Source organism: Nocardia sp. NPDC050412 (assembly GCF_044458825.1).
Lineage (GTDB): Bacteria > Actinomycetota > Actinomycetes > Mycobacteriales > Mycobacteriaceae > Nocardia.
The window spans coordinates 849,772-870,505 of sequence record NZ_JBITIJ010000001.1 but is presented as its reverse complement, the minus strand read 5'-3'; the positions used below and the strand labels follow the sequence as shown (position 1 = coordinate 870,505).

17 protein-coding genes are annotated in these 20,734 nt (G+C 65.9%); 7 read left to right on the top strand and 10 right to left on the bottom strand.

Annotated features, from left to right (window positions below):
* Window positions 1–91: 91 nt before the first annotated feature.
* A complete protein-coding gene (locus ACIBI6_RS04015) occupies window positions 92–496 on the bottom strand; it encodes a RidA family protein (RefSeq protein WP_396955235.1) in 405 nt (134 codons plus the stop codon).
* Window positions 497–671: 175 nt separating this feature from the next.
* Here ACIBI6_RS04015 and ACIBI6_RS04010 point away from each other — a divergent pair, with 175 nt between their 5' ends.
* A complete protein-coding gene (locus tag ACIBI6_RS04010; RefSeq protein WP_396955234.1) occupies window positions 672–1,496 on the top strand; it encodes a fumarylacetoacetate hydrolase family protein in 825 nt (274 codons plus the stop codon).
* Between the two features lie 40 nt (window positions 1,497–1,536).
* A complete protein-coding gene (locus ACIBI6_RS04005; protein ID WP_396955233.1) occupies window positions 1,537–1,977 on the top strand; it encodes a cupin domain-containing protein in 441 nt (146 codons plus the stop codon).
* 725 nt (window positions 1,978–2,702) lie between these two features.
* Here the strand turns inward: ACIBI6_RS04005 and ACIBI6_RS04000 are convergent.
* Entirely contained in the window at window positions 2,703–3,605 is a 903-nt protein-coding gene (locus ACIBI6_RS04000) for an acyl-CoA thioesterase (protein WP_396955232.1), read from the bottom strand.
* Between the two features lie 477 nt (window positions 3,606–4,082).
* On the bottom strand, window positions 4,083–4,808 hold the full coding sequence (locus tag ACIBI6_RS03995; RefSeq protein ID WP_396955231.1) for an alpha/beta fold hydrolase: 726 nt from the start codon (window positions 4,806–4,808) through the stop codon (window positions 4,083–4,085).
* 148 nt (window positions 4,809–4,956) lie between these two features.
* Between ACIBI6_RS03995 and ACIBI6_RS03990 the strand changes: the two genes are divergently transcribed.
* On the top strand, window positions 4,957–5,925 hold the full coding sequence (locus ACIBI6_RS03990; RefSeq protein ID WP_396955230.1) for an AraC family transcriptional regulator: 969 nt from the start codon (window positions 4,957–4,959) through the stop codon (window positions 5,923–5,925).
* A 386-nt stretch (window positions 5,926–6,311) separates the two neighbouring features.
* Here ACIBI6_RS03990 and ACIBI6_RS03985 read toward each other — a convergent pair whose 3' ends face one another.
* From ACIBI6_RS03985 to ACIBI6_RS03955, 7 genes are all read right to left on the bottom strand, one after another.
* Window positions 6,312–7,142, bottom strand: a complete 831-nt coding sequence (locus ACIBI6_RS03985) for an alpha/beta fold hydrolase (RefSeq protein ID WP_396955229.1) — start codon at window positions 7,140–7,142, stop codon at window positions 6,312–6,314.
* Window positions 7,143–7,214: 72 nt separating this feature from the next.
* The gene (locus ACIBI6_RS03980; protein WP_396955228.1) at window positions 7,215–8,849 is read right to left on the bottom strand and encodes an amidohydrolase; all 1,635 of its coding nucleotides are present in this window, start codon (window positions 8,847–8,849) and stop codon (window positions 7,215–7,217) included.
* A gap of 305 nt (window positions 8,850–9,154) precedes the next feature.
* The gene (locus tag ACIBI6_RS03975; RefSeq protein WP_396955227.1) at window positions 9,155–10,009 is read right to left on the bottom strand and encodes an alpha/beta fold hydrolase; all 855 of its coding nucleotides are present in this window, start codon (window positions 10,007–10,009) and stop codon (window positions 9,155–9,157) included.
* A 20-nt stretch (window positions 10,010–10,029) separates the two neighbouring features.
* Window positions 10,030–10,305: a muconolactone Delta-isomerase gene (catC, locus tag ACIBI6_RS03970; protein WP_396955226.1), complete on the bottom strand. Its 276-nt coding sequence runs from the start codon at window positions 10,303–10,305 to the stop codon at window positions 10,030–10,032.
* Window positions 10,306–10,348: 43 nt separating this feature from the next.
* On the bottom strand, window positions 10,349–11,200 hold the full coding sequence (gene catA / locus ACIBI6_RS03965) for a catechol 1,2-dioxygenase (protein ID WP_396955225.1): 852 nt from the start codon (window positions 11,198–11,200) through the stop codon (window positions 10,349–10,351).
* A gap of 48 nt (window positions 11,201–11,248) precedes the next feature.
* Window positions 11,249–12,352, bottom strand: a complete 1,104-nt coding sequence (locus ACIBI6_RS03960) for a mandelate racemase/muconate lactonizing enzyme family protein (protein ID WP_396955224.1) — start codon at window positions 12,350–12,352, stop codon at window positions 11,249–11,251.
* Complete coding sequence (locus ACIBI6_RS03955) at window positions 12,349–13,257, bottom strand: LysR substrate-binding domain-containing protein (RefSeq protein WP_396955223.1); 909 nt, start codon at window positions 13,255–13,257, stop codon at window positions 12,349–12,351. The genes ACIBI6_RS03960 and ACIBI6_RS03955 overlap by 4 nt, the downstream gene beginning before the upstream one ends.
* Before the next feature lie 265 nt (window positions 13,258–13,522).
* Between ACIBI6_RS03955 and benA the strand changes: the two genes are divergently transcribed.
* The 4 genes from benA to ACIBI6_RS03935 all read left to right on the top strand — a co-directional run bounded on the left by benA (window position 13,523) and on the right by ACIBI6_RS03935 (window position 20,443).
* Window positions 13,523–14,914, top strand: coding sequence for a benzoate 1,2-dioxygenase large subunit (benA, locus tag ACIBI6_RS03950; protein ID WP_396955222.1), 1,392 nt, complete (start codon window positions 13,523–13,525; stop codon window positions 14,912–14,914).
* 12 nt (window positions 14,915–14,926) lie between these two features.
* The gene (benB, locus tag ACIBI6_RS03945) at window positions 14,927–15,448 is read left to right on the top strand and encodes a benzoate 1,2-dioxygenase small subunit (protein ID WP_396955221.1); all 522 of its coding nucleotides are present in this window, start codon (window positions 14,927–14,929) and stop codon (window positions 15,446–15,448) included.
* Between the two features lie 21 nt (window positions 15,449–15,469).
* Complete coding sequence (gene benC, locus ACIBI6_RS03940) at window positions 15,470–17,653, top strand: benzoate 1,2-dioxygenase electron transfer component BenC (RefSeq protein WP_396955220.1); 2,184 nt, start codon at window positions 15,470–15,472, stop codon at window positions 17,651–17,653.
* 108 nt (window positions 17,654–17,761) lie between these two features.
* Window positions 17,762–20,443: a LuxR C-terminal-related transcriptional regulator gene (locus ACIBI6_RS03935; RefSeq protein ID WP_396955219.1), complete on the top strand. Its 2,682-nt coding sequence runs from the start codon at window positions 17,762–17,764 to the stop codon at window positions 20,441–20,443.
* Window positions 20,444–20,734: the final 291 nt, after the last annotated feature.

The following is a 20,734-nucleotide window of genomic DNA, read 5'->3' as shown; positions in this document are numbered from 1 at the left end:
TACGGCCCTTATTGTTTACTATTGACGATCGCAATCTAGTTGACAGAAATACGGCAGTGCGGCCGCACCGCACCTCGCCGGGGACCGTCATTCACGCATTCCCAGCACCCACGGCGGCCACAGCCTGGATCTCGATCAGCGCCTCCGGCTGCCACAGCGAAGTGACGCCGATACCGGCCATCGCCGGATACTCGACACCCGCCAATTCCCGCCAAATCCGGCCGATCTCTTTGCCATTGGCCTGGTAGTCGGGGATATCCAGCAGGTAGATCGTGACACTGAGCAGATCCTCCGGTCGACCTCCGGCGGCCTCCAGCGCCGTGAGCACGTTCGTGAACGACTGCCGGAACTGGGCAACGATCCCGCCCTCCACGATCTTGCCTTCGGCCGTAAGCGCCGTCTGCCCGGCGAGATGAACCACCTCGCCATAGCGCGTCGCGTGAGCGAACCCGGACGGTTTCGCCAACTCGGCGGGATTTACTCGCTGAACAGGCATAGCACTTCCTCTCGGACGGGACTCGCAGGGTCCGCGAGCCGAATTTCTGGACACCGCGGCTCCCACCACAGTATGGTCCAATCATTACTATCGTCAAGATTAAGCGATAGATACTGTGTAACTCTTCTCCGGTCCCACTACCCGGAGATCCGATAACCCTCGGGAGCGCCCTGCGATGCGATTGCGAACAGTTCTCACAGCCGATAGCGAGAGCCGTGCCGAAGTCGGCGTCGACGGCCGGTGGCATCGGACCGACAGTGCCGACGTAGGAGCTCTGCTCACCACCTCGGACTGGCGCGACCGGGTCTACTCCGATCGGCTCGAACCTGCCGCCTTCGAGCGGTCGGCACCGGTTGTCACCGCGCCTCGCAAAATCCTGTGCTGCGGCCACAACTATCGCGCTCACATAGCCGAGATGGACCGCCCGGAACCCGCGTTCCCGACATTGTTCGCCAAGTTCGCCGACACCCTCACCACATGGGACGCCGAGATCGCGCTGCCCGGCCCCGCCGAGGCGGTGGGCCTCGATTGGGAGGCCGAACTGGCGGTCGTCGTCGGAGCCACGCTGCGGCATGCGGACCGCGAAACAGCCCAGGCGGGCATCGCCGGTTACACCGTCGCCAATGACTTCTCCGTGCGCGCCTGGCAGCGCCGGACGTCGCAGTGGCTACAGGGCAAGACCTTCGACGCCACCACACCGCTGGGTCCCGAGCTGGTCACACCCGACGAAGTGGATCCGAGCACCGGACTGCGGATCGTCTGCCGCGTCAACGGCGTGCAGGAGCAGATCGGTTCCACCGACGATCTGCTGTTCGATCCGGCGGCGCTGCTGTCCTACATCTCCGAGTTCACCGCGCTGCGCCCCGGCGACCTGGTCCTGACCGGAACTCCCGGCGGCGTCGGCACAGCGGCCGAACCGCCCCGCTTCCTCCGCCCGGGCGACATCGTCGAAACGGAGATCGAGGGAATCGGCCTGCTGCGCAACCACATCGTCCGGTAACCCACCCATCCCGTTCAGCGGGCCAGAAAGGAAACAGAAGATGTCCAGCGAAATCCTCGATACCACTGCCGTACCGGTAGTGACCAAGGCCGGCGAAGAAGACACCGAGACCGCTCAGTCGGGCGGCTGCGTGCGCGTGTCCGGCGTCGGCCCGCAGCACACCCCCGCCACCAAGATCTGGTACGGCAAGGTGACCAACGCGCCCGGCTATCGCTCGCTCCCCCACCACCACGGCGAGGCAGAGACCGGTGGCTACGTCCTCACCGGCATCGCCCGAATCTACTTCGGCGAGAACTACCAGGAATACATCGACATGAAGGCCGGGGACTTCGTTTTCGTGCCGCCTTTCATGCCGCACGTCGAAGTGAATATGAGCACCACCGAGGAGTTGATCTGGCTGACCACCCGGACCCCGGACAATATCGTCGTCAATCTGCCCGACGTGGACGACTCGATCCTCGTCGGCTACCGACGCGCCTAGGACTCTCGGGCACCCGCCGGTCCCCCGCCTCCAGCGAAAACCCGCGGGTGCGCCACCGACACCCTCACCGATCGGCTACTCATGGCGATCTTCAGGCACCTACGGGCCTGCGGCGCTGACGCGTCCCGGTTCCGCGCTGACCGCGCTGCGCATCGCATCGCTGTGGCATCGCCGCGCGGGGACGCTGATCGGGCTCGTCGCTCGAAGTACGCACCACCCAACTGTTCTGGACGTATTGCGCCCGCTGGTGCGTGGGCGGGTCGGTGTGCCACCGGAAGATGCGGGGACTCGACCACATCGGCATTGGACACGAGCTCGCCTCGACCGCGCTCACACCGTGCCCACACGGTCTGTGGGCAGGGTGTTGCTCGACGAGCACTACACCGAGAGCCTTGCTCATACTTGTCCCGACCTGACAGCACGCGTCGTGGCATGTCGGTTCGGCCCAATCTTGCGTCTGCCGCCGCGCGAACGAGTTGCGCACCCTCACTATGTGGTCGGAAGAGAATCGTTCCGGGCAATGTCGGATTGCACTGCGGTCGCGACACCGTCATGAACCGGCTGCGCCCCGCATCGAGAAGCTGACCGTATGACGCTCGCTGGTCGCGACGCATTCGTTGAGTTGCCACTCGCGCTGTCGGTGCATGCCAACGCCGACGATCCCGGGTGATGGTGACCGTCCCACGACAGCCACCGCTACCCAGGTCGCCGACCATGACCACCGGTCAGAAGTCTCGGATCATCCCTTCCTGGGCCACCGTGGCCAGGTGACGACGATCGCGGGTGAAGAACCGTCCCGTGGCCAGACCGCGTCCGTTTTCCACGGCTACCGCCTCCTGGACGTACAGCAGCCAGTCTCCGACCTCCCCTGCACGGTGGAACCACATCGCGTGGTCCAGACTGGCAGTAACCAGCGACGGCTTGGCCCATGAGAGGTCGAGTACTCGCAGAATCGGCTCGAGGATCGTGTAGTCGCAGACGTAGGCCAGCGCGGCCAGATCCCGCTGCGCGTCCGTCAACCCGTCGACTGGCCGCAATGGGTCGAACGGCTTCACCCACACCGCCTGGTGCGGGATACGCTCCCCCTCGACTGCCAGGTACACCGGACCAGGTACATGACGTATGTCGAAGCTGCGACCACCGGACCAGTAGGCCTTCGATTCAGCGGTCATCGCCCCACCGCTGCGGTCGGTGAGGTAGTCCGCCGCGCTCGGCAGATCCTCGGGATCGGGAACGGCGATGGTCAGATCCGCCGCGAATGTCTCGCTCGGCTCGCCAGCGGCAAAGTTGGTCAGGCACACATAGACCGGCTTGCCGTTCTGATAACCGCGCACCTGCCGAGTGCTGTAACCGCGGCCGTCGCGCAACACCTCCACCTCGTAGCGGACGCTCGCGCCGATGTCGACCGGGCGCAGAAAGTAGCTGTGCATCGAGTGCAGCGTCTTGCCATCCGTCACCGATCGCATGGCCGCCGCGGCGGCCGGGGCCACCAGATCACCGCCGTACGCCTTGGGCCACGGACAGGGCTGCGTGGTAGCGGTGAAGGCGAGGTCGAAGTACTCGGGCTCGGCCGACGATAGGGTGATCGCCGCCGTGAAGATGGCTGATGTCGACATTGTTCGCGTCATCGACGATCCGTCCAATCGCGCGGCTGGTGCTTGGAGGGGTCGGGTTTCATAGATCGGCTCCATCCGTTCCGGTGTTTGGTGCGCACACGGGACAAACCCGTTATATACCGCGTTAGTTACCGTCGTCAATATGTGTCAATATTTACGACCGACCCTCGGACCATAGTCATCTCGGCAACCCGATCCACACAAGACTCCGGTCCGGTCGCCGACCTTCGCGGAGTCGGAACACTGGAAACAGCCCGCTAGTGGAAACTGGTTTCCATCGCGTCGTGGACAACGATGCCAGCGTTCTTGATGCCCCGCGGAGGGCGCGACGTTCGTTAGAGTTCTTCCTGGGACTTCAGGGCAGGCAGCCTTTATGACGCGCTATTGACGATCGTCGAATATAGTCAATAGATGAGTTCCGCTCGCTGTACCCGCCTGTACCTGTCAGGACTGCATCAGGCGTACAGCCCGCGCGCGGTAGGCCGTGGATCAGGGCCGTCCGGCCTCGACGATCTTCTCGGCGAGAAGGGTCGGGTTGCTGAGCATCACCTCGTGGCTGCCGGGAATCTGAACGAGCCGGTACGTCCCGAGGCGGCTGGACATGCGTGGGTGCCAGGCCCACTCCCCGGGAGGGAGGGCGATGTCCTCGGTGCCGTTCAGGAAGGACCTCGGCGTCTCGAGACCGTAGAACCGGGTCAGATCGAGCTTGTCCACGAACGGCTGGAACGGCTCCGACGACAATTGCGCGTACGTACTCCTGGCGGTCTCGAGATCGACGTCCTGGATGAACGCCTCCCGCCAGATCGGGAACGGCATTGTCACGGTGTTGTCGTCGGACTCAGCCGCCAACTTCGTGAACAGGGCGCGGTAATGCGGGGGAACCTCGTCGAGCAGGGAGTTGCCCGGCTGGGGCACGAACGCGTTCCAGAAGATCAGTCTGCTGATCAGCTCAGGGATCTCCTCCGCGACCCTGGCGATCACGGTGCCGCCGAAGGAATGGCCGAGCAGGACGATGTCAGTGAGGCCCTCGCCGTTGATAAAATCGACAATCGAGGCCACGCAGTCATCGTGCTCCACCGCCTTGTCGACGCCCTTTCCGTGCCCCGCGATCGTCGGGCCGTACGCAGTGTGGCCCAACTCTTCGAGTCTGTCGATCACCGGTTTCCACAGTGCGCCGTCGTGCCACGATCCGTGAACCAGGACGAAGGTGGTCATGCAAGCTCCTCGCCTCATGCGCGAGCCCCTTGGGGTCCGCGGATGCCACGGACCGGTCTCGCTGTCTTGTCGCGCCACCGTAGAACAGCACGATCTTGTGCTACGGCCCCAATACGCGGAAACTAGCCACAGGACGCAGGTGAGAAAGATGCAGATGTCGACTCGGGCGCGGACGCTCCTCGATACACGTGATCTCGTTGAGGCGCAGACCCGCGTCGCGGCCAGCTACTGCCCGCACGAGCTCACCGTGATCCGCCGGCCGGTGGAGTTCCATGCGGTGCAGACGGAGGCCCTTCTCGGCGAGGTCGCCCTTCACCAACTGTCCTACGGCGCCGACGTCGAGGTCGAACCAACGCCGCTCGGGAACTGTGTCCTGGTCTCCTCGCCCCTGCGCGGTGCTCTGACGATCAGGTCAGGGCGGACGGAGCGGACGCTGACCGTCGGCGACTCCGTGGCTATCGACCCGTACCGCCCGTTCTCCCTGAGCTCGGAGGCAGGCTGCCGACTGCAGACCGTCAGGCTGCCCCGTCATCTCGTGGACGAGGCCGGAGAGTCGGCCGGACTGGCGTCCGGCGGTACCGTCAGATTCGGACTGGGAGGACCGTTGACGCCGGCGGCCGCCCGCAGCTGGCTCGCCGTCGTCGCCTTGCTTCGGCACGAGGCAACCGAGCAGGGCCAGTTCACCCGCTCCCCGCTGCTGACGTCGCAGCTCACCCGGATGCTGGCCGCGACGCTCGTGGGCACCCATCCCGTGGTGGACGCCGACGAAGGAGGTCTGCCCGGCAGTGTACTGCCGCGGGGACTACGCAAAGTGATGGAACTCGTCGAGCGGGAACCCGAAGCCGAACTGTCGGTGGCGGTGCTGGCGGCGGCCGCCTCCCTGAGTCCACGCACCCTTCAGGAGGGGTTCCGAAGGCATCTGGACATGACGCCGATGGAGTTCGTCCGCGACGTCCGGATGGCACGCGCGCACGAGGCGCTAGCGCAGGCCGACCCGCACAGCGGAACGAACGTGGCACAGATCGCCTACGAATGGGGCTTTTGTAACCTGGGCCGTTTCGCCCGCGACTACCAGCGTCGCTACGGTCAGCTGCCGTCGACAACGCTGCGGACCTGAGCCGTCATGGCAGCGGCGGCCCAGCAGAGGTCTTCGGGCCCGCCGCAAGACCTTCCGCTCCGTCTCCAGCGCTCGGATCGGGCCTAGAACTGAGGGGAGCCAGGCAGCTTATGACGCCTGCCGGGACCAGCCTGCTGCCCGCTCCGCCGCACAGTGCTGACCCAGTTATCGTCTTACGCCGATTCCGTCTCTCGCAACGCCCTCGAGGTCCAGTGTCCAAAGTGTCCACACTCAGACGTAAAGATCCGAAGACACCTCGCAGCTTCAAACCGGCACGCACCCCGGGCGAGCGCCACCCGGCGCAGCCTCCCGATCGGTACCTTTGGTCAGTCGGTCGCGCTGCAGCCCTCAGCATTCATGGGACAGCAATGGGGCTCCTGCGGTGCTCATGGTGCGCTGGCTGTTTCCGCGGCGCCAGCCGGGAGCGCGCCCTGCACCGTCAATGCGTCTACCCAGCCCGACACCACCGCCGCCATCTCGCGATAACGCTCCAGGTGTAGGTAGTGCGACGAGCCTTCCCATCCCAGCGCGCGCGAGGCTGGATGGTTGAACAGTGGCGTCTCCCATTCGGCGCGCCCCGGCAAGGCTGAAATCGACAGTACCGGGCAGGCGCGGCGCCGGAGGTACGCCTCGGCCTCGGGCGACGCGAGGTACATCCGTTCCGGGCCCCTCGCGAGGCCGTCATAGGCGGCCCAGAAGGAGACAGGGTCCATACTCTCAACGCGTCGAGCCAGCCAGGTCATCAGGAATGGCTGCATCACCGGTGAGGTGAAGAAGAAGTCCGGGAGCTTGGCTTTCTTGTTGAGCCACTGGGCGCGTTCAGCCTCCCACAGATCGACCACGAACGATGGCAGCGCGTACGCCGCGTCGACTTCGATGACGGCCTGTACGCGGTCCGGATGCTCGACGGCGAGGTGGGCGGCGATCGCCCCGCCCAGCGAGTGCCCCATCGGCACGAAACGCTCACAGCCGATACGGTCGGCGATCGCGAGGGCGTCGTATGCGAAGTCAGCGAGCGTGGAACCTCCGGACGAGCTCGAGTGGCCGTGCCCACGCAGGTCGAACGTCACGACGCGGTACCGGTCGCGAAGCAGCGGTACCACCCAGTTCCAGTCATTCGAATCGCTTCCGAGCCCATGCACCAGCATCAGGGTGACCGGCCCGGATCCCTCGTCGGTGAAGAAGATTCTCGCGTCGGCGTGTTCCAGGTATGGCATGAGTGAACTCCATTGTCTCGGGAAAGTGTGGGTAACGGATCGTCAGGCAAAGTGGTCGAGCTATGCGTTCGGTCACTCTCTGCGGTACGCGAGTCGGCCTGCCACCACCGTGACGGCAGGGGTGAGCTCGAACAGCTCGGCATCCGGGCAGGTCAACGGATCTGCGGAGTAGATCGCCAGGTCGGCCGGAGAACCGGGCGCGAGCGTTCCGGTCGCGGGAGCACCGAGCAGCCGAGCTCCGGCGACGGTGTAGAGGCGCACCGCTTCCGCGCGGCCGATGGCGTGTTCCGGGCCGAGCAATCCAGCCGGAGTCTCCCGGGTCGTCATGCCGTGGATCGCACGCATGGGGTTGAGCGGACCGATGGGGTGGTCGGTGCCAGCGCTGACACAGACCCTGGAATCGACGAGCTTGCGCCAGGGGAACAGCGCGGCGGTCCGTTCCGTACCCCACGCGCTGATCAGGGCTTGGCCGAGCCCGTCCAGCAACGCCTGTTGGGCAGTGATGTGCACGCCCAGCGCGACGGCGTCGCCGATACGGTCGGCGATGAGGCCACCGTGTTCGATCACGAGCGTCCCCGCGGGAATGGGGCCGATCTGTTCGGAGACCTCGCGGATCGCGTCGAGGAGCAGGGCGATGCCTCGGTCTCCCATCACGTGGATGCCGACCGGCCAGCCTCGTTGTACGCAGGTCGCCAGCGCGTGGGTGAGATCATCCCGACTCCATTTGAGCTCGCCGTAGTAGTCGGGCCGGTCGGCGTAGGGCTGCTCCAGTGCGGCCGCCTCTACACCGCCGTCGAGCACGAACTTCAAGCCCCACATGCGCAGAAGCCCGTCGCCGACGCCCGGCTTGATCCCCTCCTCCTCGAGGAAGTCCAGGTAGGCGTCGATCGATCCTGCGGCCTCGATGGCCTCCCGTGGGGAGAAGATCATGGCGTGGCTACGGACGGACAACTGCCCGACGGCCTGCGCCTTGACATAGGTGCGCCATTCCGACGGTGTTATCGCTGGGTCGCGCACGGTACCGAGTCCATGGGCGGCGTACCGCGCCGCCGTCTGGGCCAGGCCTGCCGCCAGTTCTACTTCGGGAAGCGGGGGCAATAGCTTCTGCACGCCGACGAGCGCTCCGCCCTGCACCCACCCGGTCGGATGGCCGGCCGGGTCGCGCACGATGAAGCCGCCGGGCACGTCCGGGGTGTCTCGGTCGATGCCCGCCGCGCGCAGGCCGGCCGTGTTGAGCACTCCGTTGTGACCGCCTCGCAGAACGAGCACCGGGTGGTCGGTGGTGGCGCCGTCGAGCTCGGCGGCAGTGGGCAGCCGACGCTCGGCCAGCTGCAGTTCATGCCAAGCCGCCCCGGAGACGACCCATTGCCCGGACGGAGTGTGCTCGGCTCGCTCGCGGACGAGACCGACGAGCTGGGAGATGTCGCGGGCTTCGGATACCGGAACCCCGAGAACGTCAGAGGCCGTAATCATCAGGTGGTTGTGTGTATCGACGAACGCCGGAAGCACAACCAACCCCGGCTCGTCGAGGACGACGGTCTTCGGACCGCGCCAGGTGGCAAGCAGGTCGTGTACACCGTCGGGCCCCGCCGCGGCGACGATCATGCCGTCGCGCACGGCGAGGGCGGTCACCGGCGCGGAAGCCGGGTCCATGGTGTGCACCGTACTTGCCTGCACCAGCAGGTCCGCCGTCGGTTTCGTGACCATATTTCCGGTCTCCTTCTACTGCCGCCTTCGGAATGGGCGGATCACGTCGTCAGGGTCTGCAGGGCGCTGGGTATGGCAGCCGCGGGTCAGGTCCGCTGTCGGCTGACGCGCTGCCGGAACGCTACGGCGTCGCCGGGGGCTGGACTGCCCACTTCGCGCGGACGCTGGCCGAAACGCGCGGCAGCCGGCACACTGCCCACGCCCCGCCCAGGGTTCCAATCGACGTCGCAGCGCGGAGGAACCGATCGGAGTCTCGGCGATGCGCGAATCGCGATCGGCCGGCAGACCCGCGCTTGCGGATATCCTCAGCCAACTGCGAAATCTGGGCCGCCGTCAATACCGCGTTCTGCCAGACGGTTCACAAAGGGAACCGAGTACAGAAATTCCGACAATGTGGTGTTGAACGCGTCGGGCCCCTCCATGCTCGGGGTGTGACCGGCTTCGGCGATGACCCTCAGCTGGGACTGGGAAAGGTTCTCGGCCAGTTCGGTGCCGAGCACCCCGCGATCGAACGAGTCTTCCGCACCGACCACGACCAGCGCCGCGACACTCACCCGGCGGGCATTGCCGGTGTAATCGGACCGCAGCGCGCGACCACGCAGTGCGGCGGCGGCTCCCGCCGGGTCAGCATCGGCCATCATCGCGCGGGCGCGGTCCGCGACCGCCGGTCGTTCCCGCACACTCCGCTCGCTCAGCACCAGCGGGAGAAATTCCTCCGTATAGTCGCGCACGCCCTCGTTCGCCAAGCGATCCGGCAGAGCCAGGCGTGCGGCCCGGCCCTGGTCCGGATCGAGGCCGACGAAGGTGTCGGAGAGAACCACGGCCGCAACCTGTTTCGGACGCCGGTCGGCGAAATCCGGGGCGACCTGGCCGCCCATCGAGTTGCCGATCAGCACCACGGAGTCGACCGAGCAGGCGTCCAATACCGCGGCCACGGCTCGTGAATGGACGGCCATCAGCACAATGTCGGCAGCGGTGGCGCTGTCGCCGAAGCCGACCATATCGACACAGATCACTCGGTATCCGCGTGGGACGAAGTAGTCGATCTGGGGCTGCCACATCCGCTTTTCGAACAGGAATCCGTGGACGAACACCAGGGCGGGACCGGTTCCGCGATCGGAGAATCCGATGGGAGCGAACTCGGTCGCGAGAATCGACACAGTCTGTCTCTGGTCTGCCGTCAGATCTTGGACGGGTGTGTCGCCAGCGGCGTGACTTTAATGGTCATGTACCCGAACAGCGGTAGCCCGGAGAGGATCTCGTGCAGTTCGTCGGTCGAGTCGACGTCGAAGATCGAGTAGTTCGAGTACTCCCCCACGATCCGCCACAGCTGCGGCCATTTTCCGGCTCGCTGCAATTGCTGGCTGTACGCCTTTTCCCTGGCGACGATCTCGGCGCGGGAGTCGGCGGGAAGGTCGTGCGGAAGGTGCACGTCCATCCGTACATGGAAGAGCATGGGTGGGTCTCCTCGAGCGAAAAGTGTTCGAGCGCTGGAAATCTCAGGCGGGATCGAGAACGAAGCCGTAGGCGACGGTCTGGCCGCCATCCGCTGCCGGTCGCGGGTCGAGCATGAGTTCAGGCTTGACCGCCGAGGCGATGTCGTCGTCATTGTGCTGGTCGCCAGGGAAGTACAGCTGCGCAGTGAGCAGTTCGTGGCCGGGGGCGGACACCTTCACGTGCAGGTGCGCGGGCCGCCACGCATGCCAACCGGCGGCGGCGATCAGCTTGCCGCACGCGCCGTCGGTCGGAATCTGGTACGGCGCGGGGCGCATGGTGTGGATATCGAAGCGGCCCTCGGAATCAGTGGTGAAGATTCCGCGCAGATTCCACTCGGGCAGGCCAGGAGCGAACTGCGAGTACAGCCCATCGGAATCGGCATGCCAGAGTTCGATAGTGGCCCCTGCCAGCGCGGTGCCGTCGGTCGAGGTGACCTGGCCCGTCCACACCAGCGGCGTGCCGGATTCGTTGTCGCGCATGGGAACCGAACCGCTGGAGCCGATCTCGGGTGCGCCGGGCACATAGTAGGGGCCTTCGATGGTGCCCTTGCTGCCGTGCCGGTGTTCGGTGTTGACCTGTTCGACCACATGCTCCACCCACACGTCGAGGAACAGCGGCCATTCGCCGTCCTGACCGACACCGATCAGCCACGCCTTGACGGCGTTGTATTCGGCGTAGGTGAGCTTGTGCTTGCGGATCGTGCCGTACACCGCATCGAGCACCTCGCGGGCGAGCAGATCCACCCGCTCCTGCGAGGTGCCTGTCGCGGCAATGGTCTTATCGCTCTTGAAGCGCTCGGTGGCGCGGGCTCCCGAGTCGGCGGCTGTCGCGGCGACGGTAGTGCTGGCGTTCATCGGATTCTCCTTTGATTCCTTGCCGTATTCAGTTGGGGGCTGAATGTTTCAGTGGTCTTGCCGGTAGCGGGCGAGCTTGTCGGGGTCGATGTCGACCCCGAGTCCAGCGCCGGGGCGGATGGTGAGTTCACCGCCGCGGATATCGAGCGGCTCGGTGAGCAGGTCGTCGCTCATATCCAGGAAGTTCGACAGTTCACCGGCCCGGCGTGCGGTGAGCTGGTAGGCGGCGCCGAAGGCGACCGAGCACATCGAACCGAGCTGACCGTCGATCTGATTACCCATCACGATTTCGAGGCCGAGCCCTTCGGCGAGATGATGAACGCGTTGGGAGACAGTGAATCCGGTACGCGCGGTCTTGATGCTGATCGCGGTGGCGGAGCCACTGAGCACCTCGCGGGTCACATCCGCCGGTGTGGGCACCGACTCGTCGGCGATGAACGGGATATCGAGCTGCGACACCAGCCATCGGCGTCCCAGTACGTCATCGGCCGGGCAGAGTTCCTCGGCGAAGAGCAGATTCAGGTCCGCCATCCGTTTCATGGCCACCGCGGACTCCGAGGCGGTCCATCCGCGGTTGCCGTCGATGTACAGCTCGATGGTGTCGCCGAGGGCTTCGCGCAGCGCACGCGCCACCGCGATATCCAGATCGACGGGCCGCCGACCGACCTTCACCTTGAAGGTGGTGATGCCGTGGCGGTCGCGCATCTTCTCCGCTTCGGCCACCATGGCGGCCGGCTCGTCGAAGCCGAGCATGTGCGATACCCGCATACGGTCGGTGAAACCGCCCAGCAGCTCTGTGACCTGGAGGTTGAGACTACGACCGAGCGCATCCCATACGGCCATGTCGACGGCGGACTTGGCGACCGGATTACCGACGGTGCGGGACAGGCGGGCGTGGATGGCTTCGCGCTGGAGCAGACTCAGGCCGATCAGTTGCGGTGCGAAAATCTTGCGGACCACGGCGATCACCCCGTCCTGGGTTTCGCCGTAGGTGAAGGGGCGGGGCGGGGCCTCCGCGATACCGACGATCCCGTCGTCGGTGTGGACGCGCACCAGCACGTGCTCGGCGGTATGGACCTCGCCGGAGGCGAACTTCAGCGGTTTGCGATATGGGATGGCGAACGGAATCGCCTCCACCCGCGTGATTTTCATGAATGGGCCTCCACGGCTTGTTCGTCGGTTGTGAGGTCACCGGCCAGGGCATCCAGCACCGAGACGAGTACCGGCGATTCGGCGTCCCGTCGCCAAGCCAAGGCCAGTTCGACCGTCTCGGCATCGGCCAGTTCGCGGAAGACGACGCCGGGCAGCGACAGCACTCGAGTCGAGGCCGGCACGACCGCGACCCCGAGACCGCCCGCCACCAGGGCGAGCATGACCGCCGAACCGCGTGCGTCACGGGTCGCGTCGGGGGTGAATCCGGCGGCGCGGCAGCTGCGCATGACCGCCGCGTTGATGACCGAACCGCGCCCCGCGTAGGTAATGAAGTTCTCCGCGCGCAGATCGGCCATGGCGATCACCGGCTCGACGGCCAGCCGGTGATCGACCGGCAGGGCCAGGACCAATGGTTCGACCTCCAGCACCCGCAGTTCGAGCCCGTCGCCCGAGAGCGGCGGCCGCAGCACACCCAGGTCCAGACTGCCGGCGCACAACCGTTCGCACTGCTCGGTGGTGAGCAGGTCGGATTCGATTTCCAATGCGACACTGGGCAATTCGCGTTGCAGCCGACGCGCGATCCGCGGCAGGTGGGACAGCGCGGCCGTGCCCGTGACGCCGAGGCGAATCATGCCCAAGTGGCCATCGGCGATACGGCGGACACCGCGCACGCCGTCCTCGACGGTGTCGAGGACCCGGCGAGCCTCGCCGAGCAGGAACTCCCCGGCGGGTGTCAGCGCGACCTGTCGAGTCGTCCTGGTGAACAGCGCCGCGCCGAGTTCGGCTTCCAGTTGCCGTATCGCTTGGGACAGCGCGGGCTGGGCCATATGCAGGCGCTCAGCGGCCCGTCCGAAATGTTTGGTGTCGGCGACGGTCGCGAAGTAACGCAGGTGACGTAGTTCCATGTGCGAGCCTCCTTTCGCTTCACCGCGACAGACCGATGCGTATTGAGTCACGGTAGATATGAATATTGAGTCGGAACAAATACTATTTTCCCGCCAATTGATATGCACGATCAATTAATTGCACCCTTGGTCGACACTGGGCATTCACCCAGGGTGACTGGCGTCACACCCTGTCACGATCGACAGAACATGCCACTGCCGGTAGGGGCCGATTTCCGGCCCGACGGCACCGCCAGAGGCAGTCGTCGAGGCCGTTGGAGGACCCATGACCAGTACGTTCGATCATCTGAGCCGCGTGCTCGCCGATGCGGTTATCGATGACCGGGAAGCCGGAATCTTCCGTGCGAACCGGCGGATCTTCACCGACGAGGAGATCTTCGAACTCGAGATGAAGTACATCTTCGAGGGCAACTGGGTGTATCTGGCCCATGAGAGCCAGATTCCGAGTCCGGGCGACTACCTCACCACCTACATCGGGCGGCAGCCGGTGGTGATCACCCGGGACAAGGACGGACAACTGCACTGCATGATCAATGCCTGCGCGCATCGCGGGGCGATGATCTGCCGCCGCAAGACCGATAATCGAATGACCCTGACCTGTCCGTTCCACGGCTGGACTTTCCGCAACGACGGCACGCTGCTCAAGGTCAAGGACCCCGAGGACGCGGGATATCCGGAGTCGTTCAACAAGAATGGTTCGCACAATCTGACCAAGGTCGCCCGTTTCGAGAGCTACCGAGGATTCCTGTTCGGCAGCCTGAACCCCGATGTCGTGAGTCTCGCCGAGCACCTCGGCGACACCACCGCGGTCATGGACATGCTCATCGACCAGTCGCCGGAGGGCCTGGAGGTGGTGCGCGGGTCTTCGACCTATACCTTCGACGGGAACTGGAAAGTCCAGGCGGAGAACGGCGCCGACGGCTATCACGTGACCGCGACCCACTGGAACTACGCGGCCACCACCTCGCGCCGCAACACCGGCGCGTCCAAGAACGACACCAAGACGCTCGACGCGGGCCAGTGGGGCAAATCCGGCGGCGGTTACTGGTCCTTCCCACACGGGCATTTGTGCCTGTGGACCTGGGCGGGCAATCCGCAGGACCGGCCGCTGTGGCCGCGACTCGACGAGCTCAAGGCCCAATTCGGCGAAGCGCGCGGCGATTTCATGGTGAAGGGCTCGCGCAACCTGCTCCTGTATCCCAACGTGTACGTGATGGATCAGTTCAGCACCCAAATCCGCCACCTGCGCCCGATCGCACCGGACAAGACCGAGGTCACGATCTACTGCATCGCGCCCAAGGGTGAGAGCGCCGAAGCTCGCGCCTGGCGAATCCGACAGTACGAGGACTTCTTCAACGCCTCCGGCATGGCCACCCCGGACGATCTGGAGGAATTCCGGTCCTGCCAGCTCACCTTCCGCGCAGGTGCGGCGCCCTGGAACGATATGAGCCGCGGCGCCGAACACTGGCTCACCGGCCCCGACCCGGTCGCCGAATCACTCGGTATGCACGGCGTCATCTCCGCCGGTGTGAAGAACGAGGACGAAGGGCTCTTCCCGGTGCAACACGGGTACTGGCTGACCCGGATGCACGAGGCCGTCGAGCGCGAGCAGGCACGATCGGCCGACTCGTCCGACCCCGACCGCGCCGACGTCTGAGGAGAACCATCCATGACCGCCATCACCGAATCCACCGGCTCGAAGCTCCTCACGCACAACGACATCGAGCAGTTCCTCTACCGTGAGGCCCGCTACCTCGACGACCGCGAATTCGAGAAGTGGTTGGAGTGTTATGCCGACGACGTCGTCTATTGGATGCCGTCCTGGGGTGACGACGATCTGCTGACCGAGGACCCACAGACCGATATCTCGCTCATCTACTACCCGAACAAGGGCGGCCTCGAGGACCGGGTCTTCCGCATCCGCACCGAACGCTCGTCGGCCACCTCGATTCCGGAGCCACGGACCAGTCACAACATCACCAATGTCGAGGTGATCGAGCGGCGCGGCGATCTCGTGGATGTCCGATTCAATTGGCACACCATGTATTTCCGGTACAAGACCGTCGACCCGTACTACGGGACCTCGTTCTACACGATCGACTTCTCCGGTGCCGCTCCGCTGATTCGCCGCAAGACTGTGGTGCTCAAGAACGACTACATCCACCATGTCGTCGACGTCTACCACTTCTGAGAGCCCGCGAGAGAGCCTGTTATGACTCACCGGATCGCCTTGTCCTTCGAGGACGGCGTCACCCGCTTCATCACCTGCGCCGCGGACCAGACCGTGGCCGACGCCTCGTACCGGGCGCGCATCAACATTCCCCTGGACTGCCGCGACGGCGCCTGCGGCACCTGCAAGGCGTTCTGCGAGTCCGGTGCCTACGACGGTGGCACCTATATCGATGACGCGCTGACCGCGGACGAGGCCGCCGCCGGTTATGTGCTGCCGTGCAGTATGAAACCGAAATCCGATCTGGTACTGCAGATTCGCAGTACGTCGGCGGTGGCCAAGACTCAATCCGCGACCTACACCGGATCCATCACCGGACTGGACCGGTTGTCTCCGACGACCGTCGCCCTGACCGTGGAGATCGCCGATCGCGACAAGCTCGCGTTCCTGCCGGGCCAGTACGTGAATATCGCGGTGCCCGGCACGGACGAGAGCCGGTCCTACTCGTTCAGCAATGCTCCGGATGACAAGAGCCTGACCTTTCTGATCAAGCTCACGCCCGGCGGCGTGATGAGCGAATACCTCACCGAGCGGGCAGCGCTGTCCGATGAACTCACCTTCACCGGCCCCAACGGCAGCTTCTTCCTGCGCGAGAGCGAGCGCCCGGTGCTGTTGCTCGCCGGGGGCACTGGGCTCGCCCCGATCCTCGCGATCCTGCGCACCATGGAAGCCTCCGGGTCGACCCGGCCCGTGCATCTGATCTATGGCGTCTCCACCGACGACGATCTCGTCGAAATGGACACCATCGCCGAATTGAGTTCTCGAATACCGGGATTCACGTGGGGCTACTGTGTCGCCGACCCGGCCAGTACGGCTCCGGACAAGGGGTACGTCACCAGTCTGATCCGGGACGAGCACCTGTATGGCGGCGATGCCGTGGTCTATCTGTGTGGTCCTCCCGCGATGGTCGAATCGGTGCGGAAGGACTTCACCGCTCGCGGTATCGATCCGGCCGGATTCTATTTCGAGAAGTTCGCCCTGTCGGGCGCGGCGAGCCCGGCCGAGGTAACCGAACCGGCCACGGTCGCTCAGGTAGCACCCGCTGCGGCGACGGTTGTGCCACAGCCAATCCCGGTCACCGAGCCCGCGAGCGTGGTGACAGAGCCGACCGCCGTGGGGAGCGACGGTCGGGCGATCGCGGGTCAACGGATCTTCGAGGCCGGACTCCACGAGTCGCTCGGCGCGGATGTACGTTCGCCGGAGGACTCGACCGCCATCCGTGCGATCGCGGGTCAGATGATGTGGTCGGCGGGAAATGCCATGCGTGACATGGATTCCGGCGAGCCGTTGCTGCCGACCGGGTCCGCCCGCGAGATCGCGGGACAGCCGATCTGGCCGACCTTGGACTCCCGCATGCCGCGGGTGCGACGGCCGCGATTCCTCAGTCCTGGTCGATTCGACGGCAAGGTCGTCCTGGTGACCGGCGCCGCGCAGGGCATCGGTGAGCACACCGCGCGAAGGATCAGCGCCGAAGGCGGCACGGTGGTCCTGGTCGATCGATCGGACATGGTGCACCAGGTGGCCGACGACCTCACCCGGGACGGCCAGGAGGCGGTCGCGGTCATCGCCGACCTCGAGACGTGGGAAGGCGCGCAGCACATGGTGTCTCACGCGGTCGAGCGATACGGCCGCGTCGACGCACTCGTCAACAATGTCGGTGGCGCTATCTGGTTCAAACCGTTCACCGAATTCTCCGCGACCCAGATTCAGGCCGAGATCACCCGGTCGCTCATGACAACACTGTTCTCGTGCCGCGCGACGCTGCCCGCCATGGCAGCCCGTGGCAGTGGCGTCATCGTCAATGTCTCCTCCGCCGCCACGCGTGGCGTGCACCGCATCCCGTATTCGGCGGCGAAGGGCGGCATCAACGCGCTGACCGCATCGCTCGCCCTCGAGTACGCCGACACCGGTATTCGCGTGGTCGCGACCGCCCCGGGCGGGACCGAGGCGCCGCCGCGACGGATTTCGCGGGGCGGGTCGCCGCTGGAGACGGACCAGGAACGGACCTGGTTCCAGGCGCATATCGACCAGACCCTCGACTCCAGCCTGATGAAGCGCTACGGCACCCTCGACGAGCAAGCCGCCGCGATTACCTTCCTGGCCTCGGACGAGGCGTCCTACATCACCGGTACCGTCCTCCCGGTCGCCGGTGGGGACCTGGGCTGATTCGGCCCACCCGGACGTACCGCGCTCGCATGGCGCGGTACCGTCCGGTCGGTCGTGGCGGTGCGCGGGATGCGCGCCGAAGCCGCGCGCGAGGATTACGGTGACGGAGTGACTGGAACGGGCCCGTCGGTGGTGTACCAGGTCGCCCTGGCGACCCTGGTGGATCGCGTACGCCAGGTCGACTCCTTGGGTTCGGGCATCGTGCTGGTTACCGGACGGTCCGGGACCGGGAAGACCGTGCTGCTGCGGACGCTGGCCGATACACACGAGGGCCCGGTGCTGTGGTCGACCGCCGCGTCGTGGGAACGGGACTACTCCTATGGGGTGCTGCGGCAACTGATCCCGGGATCGGTGCCCGCAGGAGATCCGGTCGAGGTAGCCGCTGACATCGCGCGACAACTGGCCGCCACATCGAAGGACACCACCCTGGCGATCATCGATGACGCGCACTGGGCCGATGCGTCGACCCTCCAGGCGCTGTCCTCGGTCATCCGACACCATGCCGACGCACGCGTGCTCGTCGTCGCGGGGACGGTCGCCGGGGACCCGAGTGTTCCACCCTCCACTTTCGATCTCCTGCAACGGGTTGCGGCGAGCGTTGTCCCACTGAAGCCACTCACCGCGGCGGAGGTGATTCGTCTCGCCGCGCGGCGCGGCATCGCCCTGCATCCGTCGATGGCGGAGCGCTTGTGCCGCCATACCGGTGGGGTCACCCGCGAGATCGACCAGTTGCTGTCCGAGGTGCCGCCGAAGGTGTGGTCGGACTTCGATCCCGATCTCCCGGCCCCGGCCGCGATGGCCGCCCGGGTCCGCGAATCGCTCGGTCGTTGTTCGTCGACAACCCGCCGAATCGTCGAATCGACGGCCGTTCTCGGACCCCAGACGCCCTTGCGGGATGTCGCGGCGCTTGCCGTGGTCGACGACGGCCTGCTCGACGCGGTCGACGAAGCGGTCTCCGCGGACCTGGTGGAGCTCGGATCCCATGGCCTGACAGCGATCGGCCCGGTGAATCCTATGGTCAGGGCAGCCGTCCTCGCCGATATGGGCCCGGCCGCGACGGCGGCCCTGCGGCGTCGCGCGGCCGACTTGACCGAGGATCCGGTGCGGCGGCTTCGCCTACTGGTGGCCGCCGCGCCGATCCCGGACTCCGGACTCGCCGACCGCCTCGACGCCTTGGCGGCCTCGGCCGCGTCCGAAGGCGCGTGGGGAACCGCCGCGTCACTGTTGCGGGACGCGGGCCGACTCACCGACGACCGGCTGCTCCGCGAAACACGCCTCACCCGAGCCGTCGACGCGCTGGTCGGCGCGGGCGATGTCTTCGATGCCACCGCGCTGATTCCCGAGGTGGAGAGTCTGCGCGAAACTCCACTTCGCAATGCCGTTCTGGGGTACCTGGCGATTGTCCGAGGGCGTCCCGCGGAGGCGGAGATACGGCTCGCCCGCGCCTGGGAGCTGGTCAACGCCGAACGCGACCCGGACGCCGCGGCATCGATCTGTCAGAGGTACGTCCTGCACGCGCTGTGCCGCTGTCGACCGAGCGAACTCGTGGCGTGGGCGGACAGAACGGCGGGGTTGGTCGCGGCGGGCAGCCCAGCAGCCCTCGAGGCGGCGGCGATCCGGGGACTCGGCCTGGCATACGGCCACACCGAGGAGGCGCGGCGGTCCTATGCCGAACTGTCCGAACGGGTTCGGACGGGCGCGCAGGCGCAGCGCATCGTCATGGGGCGCGGCTGGCACCATCTGCTTGCCGACGAGTTCGACGATGCCCGGTCCGATCTCGAAAGTTCGGTTCCGACAACCTTTCTCGGCGGATCGACACGAATATCGCTGTGGGCCGGTGCCTGGCTGGCCCGAGTCCAGTTCCTCACCGGCGATTGGGACGACGCGCTGCGCACCGTCCACGAGACCGTACAACTGGTCGATCGCACCGGAATCGTCTTACCGGACCCGCTCCTGCACTGGACCACCGCGGCCATACATTGCTCGCGCGGCGACTGGGCCGAAGCCCGAACCGCCCTGCGGCGCGCAGATTCCGGCCCACAAGACTACGAAATCATGCGTGTAGCTTCCTATCTCGCACACGCGCACTGGGCAGAGGCCAGCGTGGACCCCGCGGGTGTCTTGCGCGCACTGCGGCCGATGACCCAGGCATGGGCAGCGGGAGAGGTCGACGACCCAGGCCAGTGGCCGTGGGCCGATATGTATTCGAACGCGCTTGTCGCGGTCGGCAGATACGACGACGCCGACAACTTCCTGACCCGGCACGAACGCCGCGCCGCCGATCTCGGACGCCGCGCGGCGCAAGCCCGATTGGGCGCAGCACGAGGCTATCTCCTTGGTATCCGAGGCGAACTCGATCGCGCCCGTCACGCCTTCAACGGTGCCCTCGACCAGCTCGAGGGGCTGCCCCTTCGCTACGACCGAGCCCGGGTGAGCTTCACCTACGGCCAAATTCTGCGTCGCGCAGGAAAGCGCCGAGAAGCCGATGCGGAACTCTCGGTCGCCCGCGATCTCTTCGCCGCCCTGGACGCACGCACCTACGTAACCCGTTGCGACCGTGAAATGAAAGCGGGCGGTGTCAATATCCGCCGTGCCGACCGAATGGACAGCCAACTGACCCCACAGGAGAAGGCCGTCGCCCAATTGGTGGCCCGAGGCCTGCCCAACCGGGAAGTCGCGGCCGAACTCTTCATCTCCGCCAAGACCGTGCAGTACCACCTGACCAATATCTACGCAAAGCTGGGCATCCGCTCACGGGGAGAGCTGGCGGCAGTGCACGGCGACGCCTGACCGCGGGCGCGGATATGAGTCTTCCCCTGGCGATATCTCGCATCACTACCTGCACAGCTACGACACTTCCCAGGCGAGGGGGAAGACTGCGAGGGGGAAGGCTTCAGGCCCTGGACCGTTCGGCGGGGCTGAGCCGCAATAATGCCTCGGGCAACGCGTCAGGTAGGCGTGCGGAGCCTGCCGCTTGCTCTTTGGTGAGTCGATTGGCCGGCACCTGCTGGATGGCGGTCTGCGCATCCCTCCTCGATATCGCCGGAATCCAGTGCCGGAGCAGCAGCGGGCGAGCTGACC